The sequence below is a fragment of the Lysinibacillus sp. G1-3 genome (genome assembly GCF_056322905.1).
On the sequence record NZ_JBWHYQ010000004.1, the window covers coordinates 222,371 to 240,643 of the forward strand.

The following is an 18,273-nucleotide window of genomic DNA, read 5'->3' on the forward strand; positions in this document are numbered from 1 at the left end:
TATATGATTCACTAGCATCCCTTTTGTTTGTAGCCTGCTACGCACTTTGTATAAAACAACGGTTATTGCTAAAAATAAGACCGTCAAAATGAGCGTTTTAATTACAATAAGTATTTGTTATTTTCTCGCTTGTTATGACAGTTTTTTTGCAATAACGACGCTTTTCATACATGTGAAGAATGAACTTCAAGTGTATAACTGGCTTCATATTTACAAATAAGGGAGGTGTAAACGTGAGCGTAGTATATAGAGTCGCTCTAGTGTTAGTCATTATTGGAGCAATCAACTGGGGACTTATTGGATTCTTTAGAATTGATTTAGTTGCCTATTTATTCGGTGGACAAACAGCAGTATTGTCTCGATGGATTTATGCTATTATCGGGTTAGCAGGGCTAATATCTATTCCGATTCTAATTATGCGATTTGATGAGGATGAAGACCTTGATCCTCATACGCGCATAGACAGGAATCCAAGCTATGGCATGGAGATTGGTGAAGAAGAAGATTTTACTGCATTCAACACAACGGATGTGCTAAAAGAAGAAAAAAAGGATTCACATAGCAAAAATAAACACCATAACAGAAAATAACTCCTAGTTTAATGATATTACTCCAAAAAACTTATGAACAATGTGAACTGCCCGTAAAAGTTAGACATCAATCTAATTTTTACGGGGGTTTTTTTGTTCGTGGTTATGAAGGGCAGTGAAGGGGATATTAGCTATTACTTAGAAAGGCGAAGGACTAGGCGATGGATTGCTCAAAAAGGAAGTCTTTTGCTGACTATTTATTGGTGTGCCAATATATCTTCAATCAAAAATGCGATATAGAGATTTGTTTTTGTAAATGGATTACTTAGGTCCATATCTAAAAGAGTCTCTATTTTTTTTAGTTTATAAAGTACTGTGTTGCGATGAATAAATTGTCGTTCACTTATCCTACGAGTACTACCATTCTCCTCGAGAAAAATGCGTAAAAATTGTACGTAATCTGTGTTATGCAATTCATCATAGCGATAAAGCTGACCTAAAATATCTTGGCTATATGATTTGATCAATGTTTGATTTTGCACAGCCATAATAATTTTATAGGCACCAATTTCTTTATATTTATATAGGAAGCGGTTGTTATGAAGCTTTGCTAATTGGATTACTGTTAATGACTCATCATAGCTTTTGCGAACATTTTCAAGCTCTTTATGAAAATTTCCTTTACCAATGATAATATCTAAGTAACCATTTTTTTGTGTAATTTTGTCGTAAATTTCTTCAACAATTTTTGAGAAGGGAGTATTAGGTGTATTGATTTGTGCTTTGTCGATTAAAAAGATGAGGTGATTTTTATGCTTTAGTTTTAAGAAGCGTTTATATCTATTTTGAAATGCAAATTGGATCATGACCTCGTAACGGTCAATGTTAGCTTGTACACTATGTGTTGTACATGAAATGATGGCTAGTTCTCTACTTTGTGGAAATCCTAGTAGTGCTAATTGATCCTTAATATAGTTGGCGTTTTGTTTGTAGTGAAAAAGTAAGTTATAAAGAACCTTTTCTTCGATAGACAGCTCTTGATGGTGATTAGCAATAAATTGAAATGTTGTTTTTAATAGATCGGCTATTCGATAATTCCATGGCATGAGAAAAATAGGGAAATCATATTCGTTAGCAAAAGATATGACTGAATCTGGTATTTTTGGAATGTATGGACCAGTATTAATGATAAAACCTGCTACCTTTTTAGAGAACGCTAGTTTTACAAGCTGCTCTAAGGAATCTCCCCCAGAAGATAAATTAATACCTGTAGTAACGACTAATTCATTAGGTCTACAAAACATAATTAAATCGATGCTTTCTACTACGTTAATCCCTGTAACTCTTCGATACGTTCCGTTATGTCCAGCTACTAATGTTAGCATTGGGAATTGAACTCCCTCTACAATTTTGCGAATTGTCCCCATTTATTCCCCCCTTATTATGAACATAACTTACCATATATTATGTGCAGATGCACATATTTTTTTAGTTTGCTAGCTATATCTCATAATTTTTATCTTTTATAGAATGTGAATAACTACTGTGAAAGAGAGGAATTGCATATGTATAAGTGTAATAGTAGACGATTGCAAGAGTTAATTGAACAATTTAGTCAATTTGGAGCTACCGAAAATGGTGGCGTAACTCGTTTGTCTCTTTCGAATGAGGATGTACTCGCAAGAAACTATTTTTGTGAGTGTTGTGATGAATTAGGAATGGACATCAAAGTCGATGATATGGGTAATATTTATGCGATTCTCCCTGGGAAAAAGGATGTCCCTCCAATTGTTATGGGGTCGCATTTAGATTCCGTTGAAAAGGGTGGTAAGTTTGATGGTGTATTAGGCGTTTTAACGGCTATAGAAGCCATTAGAACGTTAAAGGAAAACGAGATTGAACTAGATATCCCTATAATGATTGTTAATTTTACGAATGAAGAAGGTGCTCGTTTTGATCCAGCAATGATGAGCTCTGGTGTCATTTCATCTAAATTTGAAAAAGAAAAAATGCTGCAATCTGTTGACAAGAATGGCACTAGTTTCAAAGAAGCGCTGCGAGAGAGTGGGTATGAAGGAGATCAAGAAAATCGTTTAAAGGATGCACTTGCTTATATCGAATTGCATATTGAGCAAGGACCTGTTCTAGAGGCGAAGCAACTTGAAATAGGGATTGTTGAAGGTGTATTAGGAATGGTTTGCTATGAAATTACGGTTACAGGGCAGTCCAATCATGCTGGAACGACGCCGATGACAATGCGTCAAGATCCAATGATCGTAACTTCAAAAATCATTTCGTATTTACATGAAGAACTCGGAAAAATTGATGAACAGTTAGTATTTACTTTTGGTCGAATGAATGTATCTCCAAATATCCATACCGTTATACCGAACAAAGTGACGTTTACGATTGATTCACGTCATCAAAAACCAGAGATTATGCAAAAAGTTGAAGATATACTGAAACATCTTCCTACAGAGGATATGGGCTGTAACATTAAGCCAGTTAAGCTTTGGGGGAGAGATACAGTTTATTTTGATACTCATATTTGTAATGAAGTGGCAATGGCTTGTCAGAGCTTTGGCTATACTGCTCATCGAATGTTTAGCGGAGCGGGACATGATGCGCAATATATGGCAAGTATTGTTCCATCAGCGATGATTTTCGTACCTAGTATTCATGGTAAGAGTCATTGTGAGGAAGAAGAAACAACGTTTGAGGATTGTGCGAAAGGAGCAGATGTATTACTTGAAACCGTGTTGACACTGCAAACAAAGTTCAGTATGGGGGAGACCTACACGTTACATTAAAGTAGGTTTTATGAATTAATTGAGCATTCTCCATTATTTTACGAAGGGTGAGGGGCAGAATGAAAAAAATTATTAAAGGTGGACGAGTAGCAACAGCTGCAGATGTTTTTGAGGCAGATATTTTAATTGAAAACGGAAAAATTGTTCAAATAGGTAAAGATTTATCCGAAGTAGGCGCAGAAATTATTGATGCTACTGGTAAGATCGTGATGCCAGGTGGGATTGATCCGCATACTCATTTAGATATGCCATTTAACAATACTGTGACTGATGATGATTGGAAATCTGGTACCATTGCAGCGGCATTTGGTGGGACGACTACTATTTTGGATTTCTGCTTAACGGCTGGCGAAGAAAAACTTTCAGCTGCAGTTGAAAAATGGCATGACAAGGCGAAGGGGAAATCAGCTATTGACTATGGATTCCACTTAATGATTGGTGATTTAACGCCTGAAACAGAAGCTGAATTGCCACAAATTTTAGAGCAGGAGGGCATTACTTCTGTAAAGGTGTTTATGGCTTATGCGAAAGAATTTCAAGCAACCGATCGCACCCTTTTTAAAGCTTTTAAAATAGCAAAGGACCTCGGTGCTGTTGTTATGGTGCACTGTGAAAATGGTTCTGTTATTGATGAGCTTGTGGAAGAGGCGCGACGTGCAGGTCATAAGGAGCCAATTTATCATGCGCTCACTCGCCCAGCTGAATTAGAAGGTGAAGCGACAAAACGTGCAATAGAGTTAGCCCATATTGCTGGCGCTACCCTTTATGTAGTACATGTAACTTGTAAAGAGGCAGTAGATGAGATCATTGCTGCCCGTGAAAAGGGTTATAACGTCTACGGAGAAACATGTCCACCATATTTAACTTTGGATCAATCTGCTTTGGCACAACCTGGTTTTGAAGGGGCAAAATATGTTTGGTCCCCACCACTTCGCCCGAAATACCATCAGGATCATTTATGGAATGCTCTAAAAGCAAAACAACTACAAACAATTGGCTCTGATCAATGCTCGTTTAGTTTCAAAGGTAAAAAACAGTTAGGATTAAATGATTTTTCAAAAATTCCTAACGGAGGGCCTTTTATCGAAGAACGTTTCAGCATTTTATATTCAGAAGGTGTAGCAAAAGGAAAGATTTCTATCAATGAGTTTGTCGATATGATTTCCACAAGTGCAGCAAAAATATTTGGCTTATTCCCACAAAAAGGAACGATTGCAATCGGTTCCGATGCCGATATCGTTATTTTTGATCCAGAGGTAAAACGAGAAATTTCGGCTAAAACCCATCATATGAACGTTGATTACAACCCATATGAAGGATGGGAAGTAACAGGTGAACCAGTAAGTGTACTAGTTCGTGGGGAATATGTCATTAAAAATAAAGAATTTGTTGGTGTACTAGGTAGTGGGCAATATATAAAACGCCCATTAAAAACAACTGCTGCCGAAGCACTTAATATTTAGCTTATGACCGATTGCTTTGGTGGAGAACAGAGCAATCGGTCTCGTAATATCTTCATTTAGCTACTGAAGACTATCTTCCTTTTTAATGGTGGGGTGAATGTTGAATGTAGCTCTTTTTTCAATAGTGTAATTAATAAAGCTCATTACCAAAAGTTATGGATGACATATGTTCAAGTTTATGCCATGTATATAGGTTGATTGAAGTGAAGGCTGGCGACTCCTTGGGGATCAGCGAAAGAGGAACGAAGGCTAAAACCATCACGTCCTGTGAAAACGCCTTCGTGACCAACATCGTGCTGTTGCTGTCGCTGCGCTTTTAATCAAAATCCTCTGCTGTCGCTACGTTAGCACTACGCTTTCGCGCAAAAAACATCTGTTGGCCCGAGACCCTGCAGCGCAGCGGATATTTTCTGTGCGAAAGCGTAACAACAACAAAGCGCCTAGCCGGAACAGAAATCAACCACTCGTTACGGTGACGAGCCATTATATGAAGGAAAAAATGAACACATGAGGGGGATGTAGAAATGGTTCTGAATCAAGAAAATACAATGTCCCAACAGTTAAAACGTAATTTTATGGAATTGACTAACAGGATGACAAAGAATGAGGCAATTGAGGAATCAAATCGCTGCCTTTATTGCTACGATGCACCATGTATTAAAGCTTGTCCAACGAGTATTCAAATACCGAATTTCATAAAAAAAATTGCTTCTGGTAATATGAAGGGCTCTGCTACGACTATATTAGAAGCAAATCCAATTGGTGCAAGCTGTGCAAGGGTTTGTCCAACGGAGGAACTATGTGAAGGGGCGTGTGTGTTAAATTCCTCAACAAAGCCTATTAAAATTGGAGAGCTACAGCGCTATGCAACAGATTGGGCAATGGAAACGAATGCTCAGCTATTTAAGCAAGGGCAAAGTAATGGGCAGAAGGTAGCGATAATTGGTGCAGGTCCCGCTGGTTTATCGGCTGCTCGAGAACTTAGTCGTTTTGGCTATCATGTCACAATCTATGAGGCTGAAGCAAAAGCTGGCGGTTTAGGTAACTATGGTATAGTGTCGTTCCGTTTACCGAATGAAGTCGTTGATTGGGAAATTGAACAGATTGAAAAGCTTGGCGTAGAAATCAAAACAAACACAACTGTCGGCGTTGATGTTTCTGCTGAAGAGATCTTGGAGCAATATGACAGTATTATTTTAGCAGTTGGTATGGGAGCTGTTCCGAATCTAGGCATTGAAGGAGAAGGTTTAGAAGGTGTACATGATGCGATAGAGTTTGTCAGAAAGACAAAAATGGGACCTCTTACAAAAGATGTTGTTGGGAAGCGAGTGGCTGTCATTGGTGCTGGTAATACCGCAATTGATGGTGCTACATCTGCAATGCGTTTAGGTGCTGACAATGTTCAAATTCTTTACAGAAGAACCCAAAAAGAAATGACTGCGTACAAATTTGAATATGAATTTGCCAAGCAGGATGGTGTGGAGTTTAAGTGGCTGACAGCACCGAAAAAAATTGTCGGTAATGAGTCAGGTGAGGTTGTAGGTATTGAATGTGTAAAAATGAAGCTCGGTGAAGCGGGTGCTGATGGTCGACAAAGGCCTGAAGAGGTGGAAGGCTCCAATTTTATTATTGAAGTGGATACTGTTATTAAGGCAATTGGGCAAACACGTTTTGTGTCACTGATTGAAGCTTTTGGGCTCCAGCATACAAATGGCGTTGTCGATATTGATGAAACGACAATGCAAACTTCGAATAACAAAGTATTTGCATGTGGAGATGTCGTCTTCGGAAATGGCCAGGGCGAGGCGATGGTCGTAACAGCTGTACAGCAAGGAAAAGAAGCAGCATACAAGATCCATGAACGTTTAACTTCTTTCAGCAAAAGTCTCCCACATCCATAGTTGGTGAGATGAATGCAGATTTTATGAAATCCAAGTGAGATTGCATAAGGGAGGAACTAATATGGCAGACTTACGCATTGACTTAGCGGGCATCAAATCGCCGAACCCATTTTGGCTAGCATCAGCACCACCAACGAATTCAGGCTATCAGGTACAACGCGCATTTGAAGCGGGATGGGGCGGTGCTGTTTGGAAAACGTTAGGAGATCCGATTCTAAATGTTTCTTCACGCTTTGCAGCAGTTAGCTTTAACGGACAAAGAGTAGCGGGCTTCAATAATATTGAACTGATTACGGATCGTCCGCTAGAGGTAAATTTAAAAGAAATTTATGAAACGAAAAAAAGGTTTCCAGATCACGCGATAATCGCTTCCTTAATGGTGGAGCCTAAGCAAGAAAAATGGCATGAGATTGTTAAACGAGTCGAAGATGTGGGTGTTGATGGTCTTGAGCTTAACTTTGGGTGTCCACATGGGATGGCAGAACGAGGAATGGGCTCTGCCTCTGGTCAAGTACCTGAATTGGTGGAAAAGCAAACGTATTGGGTGAAAGAGGCAGCAAAAACACCAGTAATAGTGAAGCTAACGCCAAATATTACCGACATAACGGTAACAGCAGAAGCGGCCACAAGAGGTGGAGCAGATGCGATTAGTATGATTAATACGATTAACAGCTTAGCGGGTGTTGACTTAGATACATGGAATACAGTGCCTCATGTAGCAGGAAAGGGTGCGCATGGTGGCTATTGCGGTCCTGCTGTTAAACCAATTGCACTCAATATGGTTGCAGAATGTGCTCGTAATCCATTAATCAATGTTCCGATTTCGGGTATTGGTGGTATTTCCAACTGGCAAGATGCTGCTGAGTTTATATTAATGGGAGCAACGGGCGTACAAGTTTGTACAGCAGCGATGCATCACGGTTTTAGTATCGTTGAGGATATGATTGATGGACTCAATAACTATTTAGACGATAAAGGGATTGCCTCTGTTATGGATTTAGTAGGTCGCTCAGTTTCCAGATATTCTAATTGGGGTGACTTAGATTTAAATTATAAAATCGTAGCTGAAATTAATAATGATGTTTGCATTAACTGTAACAAGTGCCATATTGCATGTGAGGACACATCGCATCAATGTATCGACTTATATACAGAAGATGGTCGCCCAATGCTGAAAGTTCGAGAAGAGGACTGTGTAGGCTGTAATTTATGCTCAATCGTTTGTCCTGCAGAGGGTGCTATTACAATGGTTGAACGTCCATCTACAGTTCCATCTATGACTTGGAATGAACGTCAAACTCTGATTAGTAGTCTATCTAAGTAAACCTCTAAAATCAATTTCGCCTTTGCGTAAATGTGTTCGGAGGCTAAATCTTCATTCGTATGTGCTGGGACACTAACTAAATGGAGCCATATCTGTTTTCATCTCATTACCTTCTAAGGTGGGTGCACTTTGCCGAATGAAGATAACTGAAATTCCAACTTCCTTTAGCATCGTTGAAGGAAGGAATAACCTCATGTAAGTTGTCACGGAAATTTGATAAAAGAAGGAGAGATTAGATGGAACGTGAAGGGAATTATTTAAAATCCCCAGATTTACTTCCAGTGACACATCAACAAAGAAATATTGGAACATTTGGTTTTGCAGTAATTTGGATAGGTATGGCAATTGTATTAGCTGCTTTTGCAATTGGTGGCTCGGCTATCATAAACTTGCCGTTGCCGATGGTGATTTTAGCAACGTTGATTGGCTCTTGTTTAATCGGTGTATTTATGACGTTAATCGGTGATATAGGCATTGAACATGGCTTATCATTCCCGGTTTATATGCGTGCTCCATTCGGTACATTTGGCACACATATTCCGTCACTTGTCCGCGGTGTAACGGCTGCATGTTGGTTCGGTCTGAACACTTATTTCGGTGCATTAGCTATAAACGGTATTTTAAATTTACTTTTTAATTTTGATAATTGGTTTATTTGTTTCATTGTCTTTGCAGCACTTCAATTATTTAATACATCACTAGGTATTAAATCTATTGAACGCTTTGCAGATTTGGCAGCACCAGTAATTATTTTAATTTCTTGCTGGATGTATTATACACTGGCAGATACTGCGGTTGCACAAGGGAAAAATATTTGGACATGGGTGGAAGCGCCAACAACAGGTTTCACGGCCTTCACTGCATTTATGGTAGTGATCATGGCAAATATGGGCTTTTGGTCGACGCTGGCAGCCGACATGCCTTCACTTTCACGCTTCTTTAAAGCACCAAAAAATGAACGCAATTGGTTCAAACGCAATAAAACACAGCTCGTTGGTTCATTAATCGTTATGCCGATTACAAATACTTTCATTGTGACAATTGGTGCTGTTTGCTATATGGCTGTTGCCTCAGCTGATCCAATCAATGCATTACAGCAAAGTGCAAGTGGCTTTATTTTAGGCATTTTACTGTTAATGATTGTGTTAGCACAATGGTCAACTAACACCTCTGCAAATGTTATTCCAGCGGCAACAATCTTCTCAAATATTGGTGGTCCAAAAGTGCCGTTTTGGGTTGGAGTTGTTATTGCAGGAATCATTGGTATCCTAGCACAGCCTTGGAGTTTATTTGATGTATTAGTCAATGCACTTTTAATTATCGGAGGAATTCTAACAGCCATCGTTGGTATTTTATATGCTGATTATTATTTAATACGTAAGCGCCGCGTGCATGTAAAAGCACTGTATGAATTAGATGGTCAATTTAAATATTGGAACGGCTTTAACTTAGCTGGTTTAATTGCTTGGATTATTGGTGGTGCAATAGCAAATATATTCTCCACTTATTCTTCATTAGTAGGGTTCTTTGTAGGGGCACTTGTATATTATGTACTAGCGAAATATTGGTGGTTCAAAAAATACCCTCAAGCTGAGCTTGAAGATCCAAGTGATGCAAAATATTTAGGAATTACAGTTGGTCACAATTTGGATGAACTATTTGGGCAGCAACAAATGCCAACTCCAACTGTTGTTCCAGATGAGGATGACAGCGTTGAACAACCAGATCCGCTGTTAGAAATAAAAGGTGCTGAATAATTAAACACCAAGATATTCACAAAAAAAGGTGAGGTGATTGCATGTCAGAACATCAACAAAGCACAGAGGAAATAAAAAAAGTAGATCAATATTTAGATAGTGGCTATAAAATCAAATATGTTTATGAAAATCTAAGTGGAATGTTTGTAGAATTTGCCCGTCAAGAAGAAGTTATTCTGATGCAAATTCTAACAGCAGATGCACGCAAATACTTTTCTGCAAAGCTCCAAGAACAGACGTTATTGCAATAACAAAATTAACTCTATTCCATTCACCGTCTTTTATGAAGGAATAGAGTTTTTTACGTTATAAAATAGGTTTTTACATAAAGTTTGATTCCAAGATGACAGTGTTGCTAAAAGTGATGGATAGTGGAGCCAAAGCGGATAAAACCGCTGAGGCGACGGATAGAACAGCCAAAGTCGTGGATAGAACAGACAAAGTTGTGGATAGAACAGCCAGAGTCGTGGATAGAGTCGTCAAAATCGCGGATAGAACAGCCGAAGTCGTGGATAGAGTCGTCAAAGTGATGGATAGAACAGTCAAGGCGACGGATGGAACCGTCAAAGTGATGGAAAGAACAGCCGAGGCGACGGATAGAACCGTTAAAATCGTGGATAGAACAGCCAGAGTCGTGGATAGAGTCGTCAAAATCGCGGATAGAACAGCCGAAGTCGTGGATAGAGTCGTCAAAGTGATGGATAGAACAGTCAAGGCGACGGATAGAACCGTCAAAATCGCGGATGGAACAGCCAAAGTCGTGGATAGAACAGCTGAAGCGACGGAAAGTACCTTCAAAATGCCCTCCAGAACCCTTGTCGTATTGCCGTAATTTATGTTTTTCCTAAAAATACAATTGTGTTTTTCTACAGAATTTATTATTATTATAAAATAATTCATCGTAGAAAGAACTTCGAAAAGAGGCGTAATTTGTGGCAAATAAAGAGTTAAATAGGGGATTAGATGCACGTCATATCCAAATGATTGCTCTTGGAGGTACTATTGGCGTAGGTTTGTTTATGGGGTCTGCTAATGCCATTCAGTGGACAGGGCCTTCCGTGCTCCTTGCATATGGTATAGCAGGAATATTTATTTTCTTCATTATGCGAGCAATGGGAGAAATGCTTTATATGGAGCCAAGTACAGGTTCCTTTGCAACATTTGGCTATAAATATATCCACCCATTAGCTGGTTATTTAACGGCGTGGAGTAACTGGTTTCAGTGGGTTATTGTTGGGATGTCAGAGATTATAGCAGTAGGGACTTATATGCAATACTGGTATCCTGATTTGCCAGCATGGATACCGGGATTAATTGCAATGATTATTTTAGGTGTTGCCAACTTTATTTCTGTTAAAACTTTTGGAGAATTTGAGTTTTGGTTTGCCATGATTAAAATTGTAACGATTGTTTTAATGATTGTTGCAGGCTTTGGGCTTATTTTCTTTGGGATTGGTAATGAAGGCGTGGCAATCGGATTATCGAACCTTTGGAATCATGGAGGTTTCTTTACAGGCGGCTGGACAGGTTTCTTCTTTGCGTTATCATTAGTAGTTGCAGCCTATCAAGGTGTTGAGCTCATTGGGATTACAGCAGGGGAAGCGAAAAATCCTCAAAAAACTATAACGAGTGCGATTCAAAGTATTATTTGGCGTATTTTAATATTTTATATCGGTGCAATCTTTGTCATTGTAACAGTTTATCCGTGGGATGAATTAGGTACGATCGGTAGCCCGTTTGTTGCAACTTTTGCAAAGGTTGGAATTACCGCTGCGGCAGGTATTATTAATTTTGTGGTCATTACAGCAGCGATGTCAGGCTGTAATAGTGGAATTTATAGTGCTGGACGTATGCTATATACACTTGCCATGAATGGACAAGCACCTAAATTTTTTGCGAAGCTTTCTAAAAATGGTGTTCCCATTTTCGGTACAGCAGGTGTGCTATTTGGTTTGGTTATCGGTGTTATTTTAAGTTATGTTGCACCAGGAAATTTATTTGTATATGTATACAGTGCTAGTGTATTACCAGGGATGGTTCCGTGGTTTATTATTTTAATCAGTCAAATACGATTTAGAAAAATAAAAGGTGAACAACTTTCTAAGCACCCATTCAAAATGCCTTTAACACCATTTACAAATTATTTAACGATTGCCTTTTTAATAATGGTGCTAATCGGTATGTGGATTAATGATGATACGAGAGTTTCACTTATTGTGGGAATTGTTTTCTTAGTTCTTGTGATCATGAGCTATTATGTTTTTAGAATTGGAAAAGATCGTCCCGTTAATAAATAATGAAATGTTAAAAGGGTGTATTTCTCTACTATGAGATACATCCTTTTTCCTTTTTTGATAGAGATATAGTTTTTCAATACAACAAAAGGGACGCTCCATTAATAATTGGATTGTCCCTTTCAATTATTTTTCTTTTCGCATAATAAAGCTTAAATGTCTGCCTGCCTTTTTATCTTGGCGGTAGGAAAACCCATCTGGGCTGAGAAATGTGCACGTTGAATCAATCAATATTTGCTTTGAAGGAATACCTACAAGCTCACATTGTTTTTTGACAGTTTGTTGATTATCGATATGATATTTATTTGTTTCTGCATTGTAATACATAAAGTCTTCGGCATAGCCTAGATTGTGGAATTTTTCATAAACATCTGTATCCACCTCAAACTTTTGCTGACTGAGTGCCATACCGATTTGAACGTGAAAATCTTGAGGATTACAATGCTCGTGTTCCATCAAATGTTGGAAAAGTTTTAATGTAACTTCCTTGACAGTTCCTTGCCATCCTGAATGTACCACACCAATAAGTCCATTGACTTCATTATAAAAAATGACAGGTACACAATCTGCTGTAAAACTACATAAAAGTAAATTCGATTCTACTGTATAAAGTGCATCGGTATTACTAATGGCATTGTCCATCTTTTCAGCGCCACGTCCTTTATCAGAAGTCGTTACTTTGTGGAAATTAGCACTATGTGTTTGTTGCGTGCAAATAAAATCATGTAAGTCACAATGCAAAGTAGTTGCCAGTTTTTTTCGATTTTCTAGCACATTAGCTTCATGTACACATGTATGCAATGCCATATTGTTTTGTTCTAGTTCGATATCATCTTTTAAAGTAGTGCCTGCGATAAATTGGTCATTATCAAGATAAATTTTAGTTTTCATAACATCACCTCGTTTTACTATATATGATTGGTTCCTGAATGTATAGGCGCTTACTCTGAGATTTTTAAGAGCCTAGTTGTACAAACCTTTGACATAAATAATAGATTTCTTCACATATAGTATCGAAGAATCATTATTAGGAGGAAGGAGTTTGTATATATGACGCAAGAAAAATTCCTACTGATTTGTCAATTAGGGATGGGGTTATTTTGGATTATTACTTACATACTAATCATCAAACAAGGATTACAAGATAAGCGATACGGGATGCCCATGGTTGCAATTTGTGCAAATATTTCATGGGAATTTATTTTTTCATTTATGTATCCACAAAATGACTTGCAACGGATTATTACGTTACTGTGGTTTATTTTAGACATTTTTATTATGATGCAATTTTTACATTATGGTCATAAGGAATATAAAAAAATAGTTCCAAGGAAAATATTTTATTCATCTTTTTTGATTACACTAGTAGTAAGCTTTTTTACGATTTTAGCAATGATGCATGAATTTAATGATCTAGAAGGCAAGTATGCCGCATTTATACAGAATTTGATGATGTCAGGATTGTTTATTGCTTTGTTTTTACAAAGAGGGAACTTAAGTGGCCAATCAATGGGCATCGCTGTTTGTAAAATGATCGGAACGATGTTTGCTGCAGTTGGTTTCTATATGTATTTTAGAACACCGTTGATTACTATTATTTCGCTTGCGACCCTTATTTATGATTGGCTTTATATCGTATTAATCTATAGATTTCATGTGAAATATGCAAAATAACCTTCATTTTAAAAATAAATAAAAATGATGAAATGAAACACACTATCAACAATACACGAATAAGATGTCTCTGTAGTATGACGATAGGGTGGTGTTTTATTTGAAAAAGAAGTGGATGACCACATTATGTATTATTTGTACGATTGGGCTAGTTGGCTGTCAGGTGAAATCTGCGGATGAGAAAAAGCAAGAACAACCAATTCAAGAGTCAGAGCAAAAAGCTGAGGATTTAAAAAAGCCTGTTGCCATTGAACAACAACAAACAGAGTCTGTCGTTGTTGAAATTGTAGACCCTTCTACGAAAGCTATCATACAAACAATTGCACCGAAAGAAATGGGCTATGAGCGTGATAAACAATCGTATACAAAGCAAATTGAGCAATTAGCAAAAGAGTTGGCGAGAGGGAATGAAAAAGCGGCTGGCTATGATAAGCGTATGATACTCGATAAGCTGGACGATCAAGGGAAGCTAATGAAAGGTAGTCCTTTAATTGTTTTAAAAGAAAGTGAATTAGTAGAGAGAATATTAGAAGCATCAGCTACCGGTGGTAAAGTGGAGATGCCTCTTTATATTACTGAAAGCGGATATTATTTTGAAGATATCCCCTATCTAGAAAACGTAGTTGTAGCATCCTATACAACTTACTTCAATACCGATGATGTAGGCAGAAATAAAAATATTGAGCTTTCTGCGAAGGCAATCAATAATGTTATCGTTGGAAGTGGAGATTATTTCTCGTTTAATACAGTAGTTGGCCCTAGAGACGAAGCGAATGGTTATCAGCCCGCACCAGAAATCATCAACAAAAAGGTTGTGATGGGCATTGGGGGAGGTATTTGTCAAACGTCTTCTACCTTGTTTAACGCAGTTGATCAAATACCTGTAAAATTTGTAGAACGTCATCACCATTCTTTAGATGTAGGGTATGTTCCAAAAGGAAGAGACGCAACTGTTTCTTATGGTGGTTTAGATTTTAGATTCCACAACACTAGTGATGTACCATTTTTAATAAAAGCTAACTATAGTAAAAACTCTCTTACAGTTGAGGTAAGAACAGCAGAAAAATTTGTAAAAATCTTAAAGAAGCTATAGTTTGGTGGCACTGAGTGTCATTATCTACAATATTTATTACACACGCATTTGTTGTGGGATAAAAATCATTGAGGTAGAACGTTTCAGACAAACGTTTCAATTGGGGGAAAAATCATCGGGCTTGTCTTAACGAGATTTGCTCATGGTAATTTCTTCTTCTTTGATTGCCTCCTGATACAAAGATGTGTAAACCGTACCTTGATCGCTATGCAAGATCTTCTGGTAAATCTGGTAATTGATTTAGCGAATCTAAGACAGTCCCTAACTTATTAACACATGATTTTATTGCATCAAAACCGCTAAAAAAGCTCGTAACAGATATTGCTTATATTGCTTATCCTTTTGAAAATTAATTATTTACCTTTCAAGTATACTTAGACCTATATAATGGAGAAATTTTTGTATGTACAATTTGTTTTGACAAAAAATGTGAGCTGCTTGCCCCGAACGTTTACGTTTCTTTACCTTCACACAACATTGTCAGTCATGTTATTGCATCACACTATGCACAGTTTTTTCACTAATATCAGTTCGATAGCTGTATCTGAATTTGTGCAACTTGCATAAATCACCAAGTTTTTGGTCACGAAGATCCTTGTGGGTTAATTTATTTCTATCGGCCTTCCAACGGTAATACAGTGAACGAGCTTCACCTAAATGATGGAATATATCACCAATCGGCATGTTTTCTTTTGCTCCACCACTAGCCCTACTACAACTTTTGGAACCATTTCCTCTCCAACTCTGCGTACTTTTATAAAACTTCAATTTGTTGCTTTAAATAACGGTTCTCTTCACGCAACTTAGCGGTTTCACTTTCAAATTCAGGTCCCATGCGCAAGGTATATTGTTTTCCAACAGGTTGTGAAGACGATGTATTTCGCCATTCCTGTACCATTACATAAGAATAGTTAAGAATTTAACTTATCTAATACATTTTTATAGGAATCCCTGCTTATCTTATTTAAATTACTTTCATTTTCACCTCTAATGGATAATTAACTCTTTTCCTTATAGAAAAACACCTCCACGTTGATTTAATAAGGTACAATAACCGCTTTTCAACGAAAGGTGTTTTTATCTGTCTCTTTTTTTAGGTTATAGTGGTGGTGTATAAAGATGCGTTAGCGTTTTTGTCACTTTTCCCGACTTTTGATTCAATATTAATTTCATAAGAAATGATTTTTTCGGTATTAATATCGAGCTTACTGAAAATAAACAAGAACAGTCCCCTTTGGTAGATGAAGTTGCTCTGCAACCTCTCAATTTGTTCCAACATCTAATAGAGTTAATCATATTTCTGTTTACGTCAAATTCAGGGAAGCTGTTCGAGTTATAAAAGCTCTTAAATAGAGAGGAAGGCTTTTTTTATTCCAAGGAATAAGATAAAGAATCTTTTAGAAAGATTGTACATAATGGTGAAATTAAAAGTTGATGTAACTTAAAGGAATAAGGTTCAAGTTCAGTAATAGTTCATGATATGTCCAAATAGTCTTGTATTCTAAATGAGTTCCATAAATTAACGTCTACGATCTTCTCCTAGATTTCGATTGATATTCGGAATTTTATATAATTTACCATACATGGTAATACTTAAACGAGTTATCTAAACGACCGAAATCCTAAGGGTTTCTTGAATGACTTGTTCCACACTTGCTAAATCAGTTAAATAGACAAATTTAGCTTGAGTGTTACTTTGAATGATATAATATTTAGACAATTAAAATAAATTCTTCCAATAGCTGACTATTAATAATTAAAAAAGTTTTTGACAAACAGAATAATGTATTACTTAAAATCAATTTAAAGGAGTATTTGAACAATGGAAACAAGAAAATAAAATATCAATAAATTAGATATATATGGTACTATTAAAATAAAATGTAATAAGAGGTCATATATGAGAGTTTATGCCGTTGGAATTTTAGATATTAGTGAAGAAAAGTTAGAAATGTTAAGTTTATATATTGATGCTACAAAAAAAAATAAAATAAAAAAATTTATTAATAAAAAAGATAAGGTAAGAACTCTAATTGGAGAATTATTGATAAGATTAATAATTAGTGAAGAATTAGGGATCAGTAACGAATTCGTAACGTTTGAAAAAAATCGATATGGTAAACCCAATGTTAAAGAGTACCCCAATATTAATTTCAATATATCTCATTCTGGAGATTTTGTAGTATGTGCTATTGATAATAAACCTATAGGAATTGATATTGAAGAAATAAAAAATATCCAGTGTAATGGAATAGCGGAAAGGTTTTTTACTACAAATGAGTTAAATTATATTACTAAAAATGAATCGGAAATTTGTTTAAGTAAATTTTATGAAATATGGACTTTGAAAGAAAGTTATATTAAATGTTTGGGAAAAGGATTAACCATACCTTTAGAATCATTCTCTATTGATATAGATGAATTTGCAAATATTAAAGTGAGTAGTAACAATAAGCAAAATGAATATTCTTTTTGCAAGTTTGATAGTATACCTGGTTATAAAATTTCAGTATGTTCATCCAATAAGACGATTTTGAAAAAAATAACATTAATTGATCAAAACATATTAATAAATAACTTCATATCCCATATCTGAAATTGTCTAAATATTCTTTGGAATAAGCTGAGGGCAAAAGAAAATACATTAACAATTACAAATAATACCCAATTCAAAATCAATTCAAATCAAGTAGTTATTTTATTAATATTTATAGAGGAGAGTAATATTATGGAATTATTTTGTTTACCACATGCAGGAGGATCAGAAAGTGTATATTTTAAATGGCAAAATTACTTAAATACTTCAATTAATCTAGATCCAATAAAACTCAAGGGAAGAGGAAAAAGATATAGTGAAAATTTATATGAAACTTTAGAAGAAGCGGTTGAAGATATACTTAATAATATTAAAAATAAAATAATCGATAATGAATATGCTATCTATGGTCATAGTATGGGGAGTCTTTTAGCTTATGAATTGTACTATAGAATAAAGGAACAGAATCTTAGAGAACCTAATCATTTATTTTTTTCGGGTTATCAAGCACCAAGTATTAAAAGAAAAAAAATAAACGAATTATCAAATGAAGATTTTTTAAAAGAAGTAATTAATCTAGGAGGTATTCCAAAAGAATTAGTGGAGAATAATGAATTGCTTCAAATATTTCTTCCAATTCTTCAGAGTGATTTTAAAATTATAGAAAATTATATTTATGAAGATAAAGGAGATAAAATTCAATGTGATGTGACTATTTTAAATGGAAATCAGGATTATATAAATTCAGATGGAATACTTGCATGGAAGGAACATGTTAATAAAGGATTTAAAATTTATAATTTTGAGGGGAATCACTTTTTTATAAATGAGAATATTAAAGAGATAATTGAGATTGTAAATTCAACATTAGTTAAATAAGAGGAGAGTAAT

16 protein-coding genes are annotated in these 18,273 nt (G+C 36.2%); 13 read left to right on the forward strand and 3 right to left on the reverse strand.

Translation table 11 applies throughout. The annotated features are described in order from the left end of the window. Positions 1-233: 233 nt before the first annotated feature. On the forward strand, positions 234-590 hold the full coding sequence (locus ACVYAD_RS05875) for a DUF378 domain-containing protein (protein WP_476425209.1): 357 nt from the start codon (positions 234-236) through the stop codon (positions 588-590). Positions 591-787: 197 nt separating this feature from the next. Here ACVYAD_RS05875 and ACVYAD_RS05880 read toward each other — a convergent pair whose 3' ends face one another. Continuing rightward, positions 788-1,957 (reverse strand): PucR family transcriptional regulator, encoded by a 1,170-nt coding sequence (locus ACVYAD_RS05880; protein ID WP_386827899.1) that lies wholly within the window; start codon positions 1,955-1,957, stop codon positions 788-790. A 138-nt stretch (positions 1,958-2,095) separates the two neighbouring features. Between ACVYAD_RS05880 and ACVYAD_RS05885 the strand changes: the two genes are divergently transcribed. The 8 genes from ACVYAD_RS05885 (at position 2,096) to ACVYAD_RS05920 (ending at position 12,082) form a co-directional block, all read left to right on the forward strand. After that, a complete protein-coding gene (locus ACVYAD_RS05885) occupies positions 2,096-3,340 on the forward strand; it encodes an allantoate amidohydrolase (protein WP_476425211.1) in 1,245 nt (414 codons plus the stop codon). A 59-nt stretch (positions 3,341-3,399) separates the two neighbouring features. Further along, complete coding sequence (gene hydA / locus ACVYAD_RS05890) at positions 3,400-4,803, forward strand: dihydropyrimidinase (RefSeq protein ID WP_476425213.1); 1,404 nt, start codon at positions 3,400-3,402, stop codon at positions 4,801-4,803. Between the two features lie 524 nt (positions 4,804-5,327). Further along, positions 5,328-6,704: an NAD(P)-dependent oxidoreductase gene (locus tag ACVYAD_RS05895; RefSeq protein WP_476425215.1), complete on the forward strand. Its 1,377-nt coding sequence runs from the start codon at positions 5,328-5,330 to the stop codon at positions 6,702-6,704. 61 nt (positions 6,705-6,765) lie between these two features. Next, positions 6,766-8,028 carry an NAD-dependent dihydropyrimidine dehydrogenase subunit PreA gene (preA, locus tag ACVYAD_RS05900; protein WP_476425216.1) on the forward strand — a complete coding sequence of 421 codons (1,263 nt, stop codon included), beginning with the start codon at positions 6,766-6,768 and terminating at the stop codon, positions 8,026-8,028. A 236-nt stretch (positions 8,029-8,264) separates the two neighbouring features. Beyond that, positions 8,265-9,785, forward strand: a complete 1,521-nt coding sequence (locus tag ACVYAD_RS05905; RefSeq protein ID WP_349660799.1) for an NCS1 family transporter — start codon at positions 8,265-8,267, stop codon at positions 9,783-9,785. Between the two features lie 41 nt (positions 9,786-9,826). After that, entirely contained in the window at positions 9,827-10,036 is a 210-nt protein-coding gene (locus ACVYAD_RS05910) for a hypothetical protein (protein WP_132359178.1), read from the forward strand. Between the two features lie 92 nt (positions 10,037-10,128). Then, positions 10,129-10,617 (forward strand): hypothetical protein, encoded by a 489-nt coding sequence (locus ACVYAD_RS05915; protein ID WP_476425217.1) that lies wholly within the window; start codon positions 10,129-10,131, stop codon positions 10,615-10,617. Between the two features lie 100 nt (positions 10,618-10,717). Further along, positions 10,718-12,082, forward strand: a complete 1,365-nt coding sequence (locus ACVYAD_RS05920; protein WP_349660796.1) for an amino acid permease — start codon at positions 10,718-10,720, stop codon at positions 12,080-12,082. Positions 12,083-12,205: 123 nt separating this feature from the next. Here the strand turns inward: ACVYAD_RS05920 and pgeF are convergent, their stop codons facing one another. After that, a complete protein-coding gene (gene pgeF, locus ACVYAD_RS05925) occupies positions 12,206-12,970 on the reverse strand; it encodes a peptidoglycan editing factor PgeF (RefSeq protein ID WP_476425220.1) in 765 nt (254 codons plus the stop codon). 159 nt (positions 12,971-13,129) lie between these two features. Between pgeF and ACVYAD_RS05930 the strand changes: the two genes are divergently transcribed. Together ACVYAD_RS05930 and ACVYAD_RS05935 are read left to right on the forward strand one after the other, a co-directional pair. After that, complete coding sequence (locus ACVYAD_RS05930; RefSeq protein WP_476425222.1) at positions 13,130-13,753, forward strand: transmembrane-type terpene cyclase; 624 nt, start codon at positions 13,130-13,132, stop codon at positions 13,751-13,753. Positions 13,754-13,853: 100 nt separating this feature from the next. Continuing rightward, positions 13,854-14,846 carry a VanW family protein gene (locus tag ACVYAD_RS05935; protein WP_476425224.1) on the forward strand — a complete coding sequence of 331 codons (993 nt, stop codon included), beginning with the start codon at positions 13,854-13,856 and terminating at the stop codon, positions 14,844-14,846. A 489-nt stretch (positions 14,847-15,335) separates the two neighbouring features. Here the strand turns inward: ACVYAD_RS05935 and ACVYAD_RS05940 are convergent, their stop codons facing one another. Beyond that, complete coding sequence (locus ACVYAD_RS05940) at positions 15,336-15,530, reverse strand: hypothetical protein (protein WP_476425226.1); 195 nt, start codon at positions 15,528-15,530, stop codon at positions 15,336-15,338. A gap of 1,216 nt (positions 15,531-16,746) precedes the next feature. On the opposite strand from ACVYAD_RS05940, the gene ACVYAD_RS05945 reads away from it, so the two are divergent. Both ACVYAD_RS05945 and ACVYAD_RS05950 read left to right on the forward strand, forming a co-directional pair. Next, the gene (locus ACVYAD_RS05945; protein WP_476425228.1) at positions 16,747-17,442 is read left to right on the forward strand and encodes a 4'-phosphopantetheinyl transferase family protein; all 696 of its coding nucleotides are present in this window, start codon (positions 16,747-16,749) and stop codon (positions 17,440-17,442) included. A gap of 132 nt (positions 17,443-17,574) precedes the next feature. Continuing rightward, a complete protein-coding gene (locus ACVYAD_RS05950) occupies positions 17,575-18,261 on the forward strand; it encodes a thioesterase II family protein (protein WP_476425229.1) in 687 nt (228 codons plus the stop codon). The last annotated feature ends 12 nt before the right edge of the window (positions 18,262-18,273 follow it).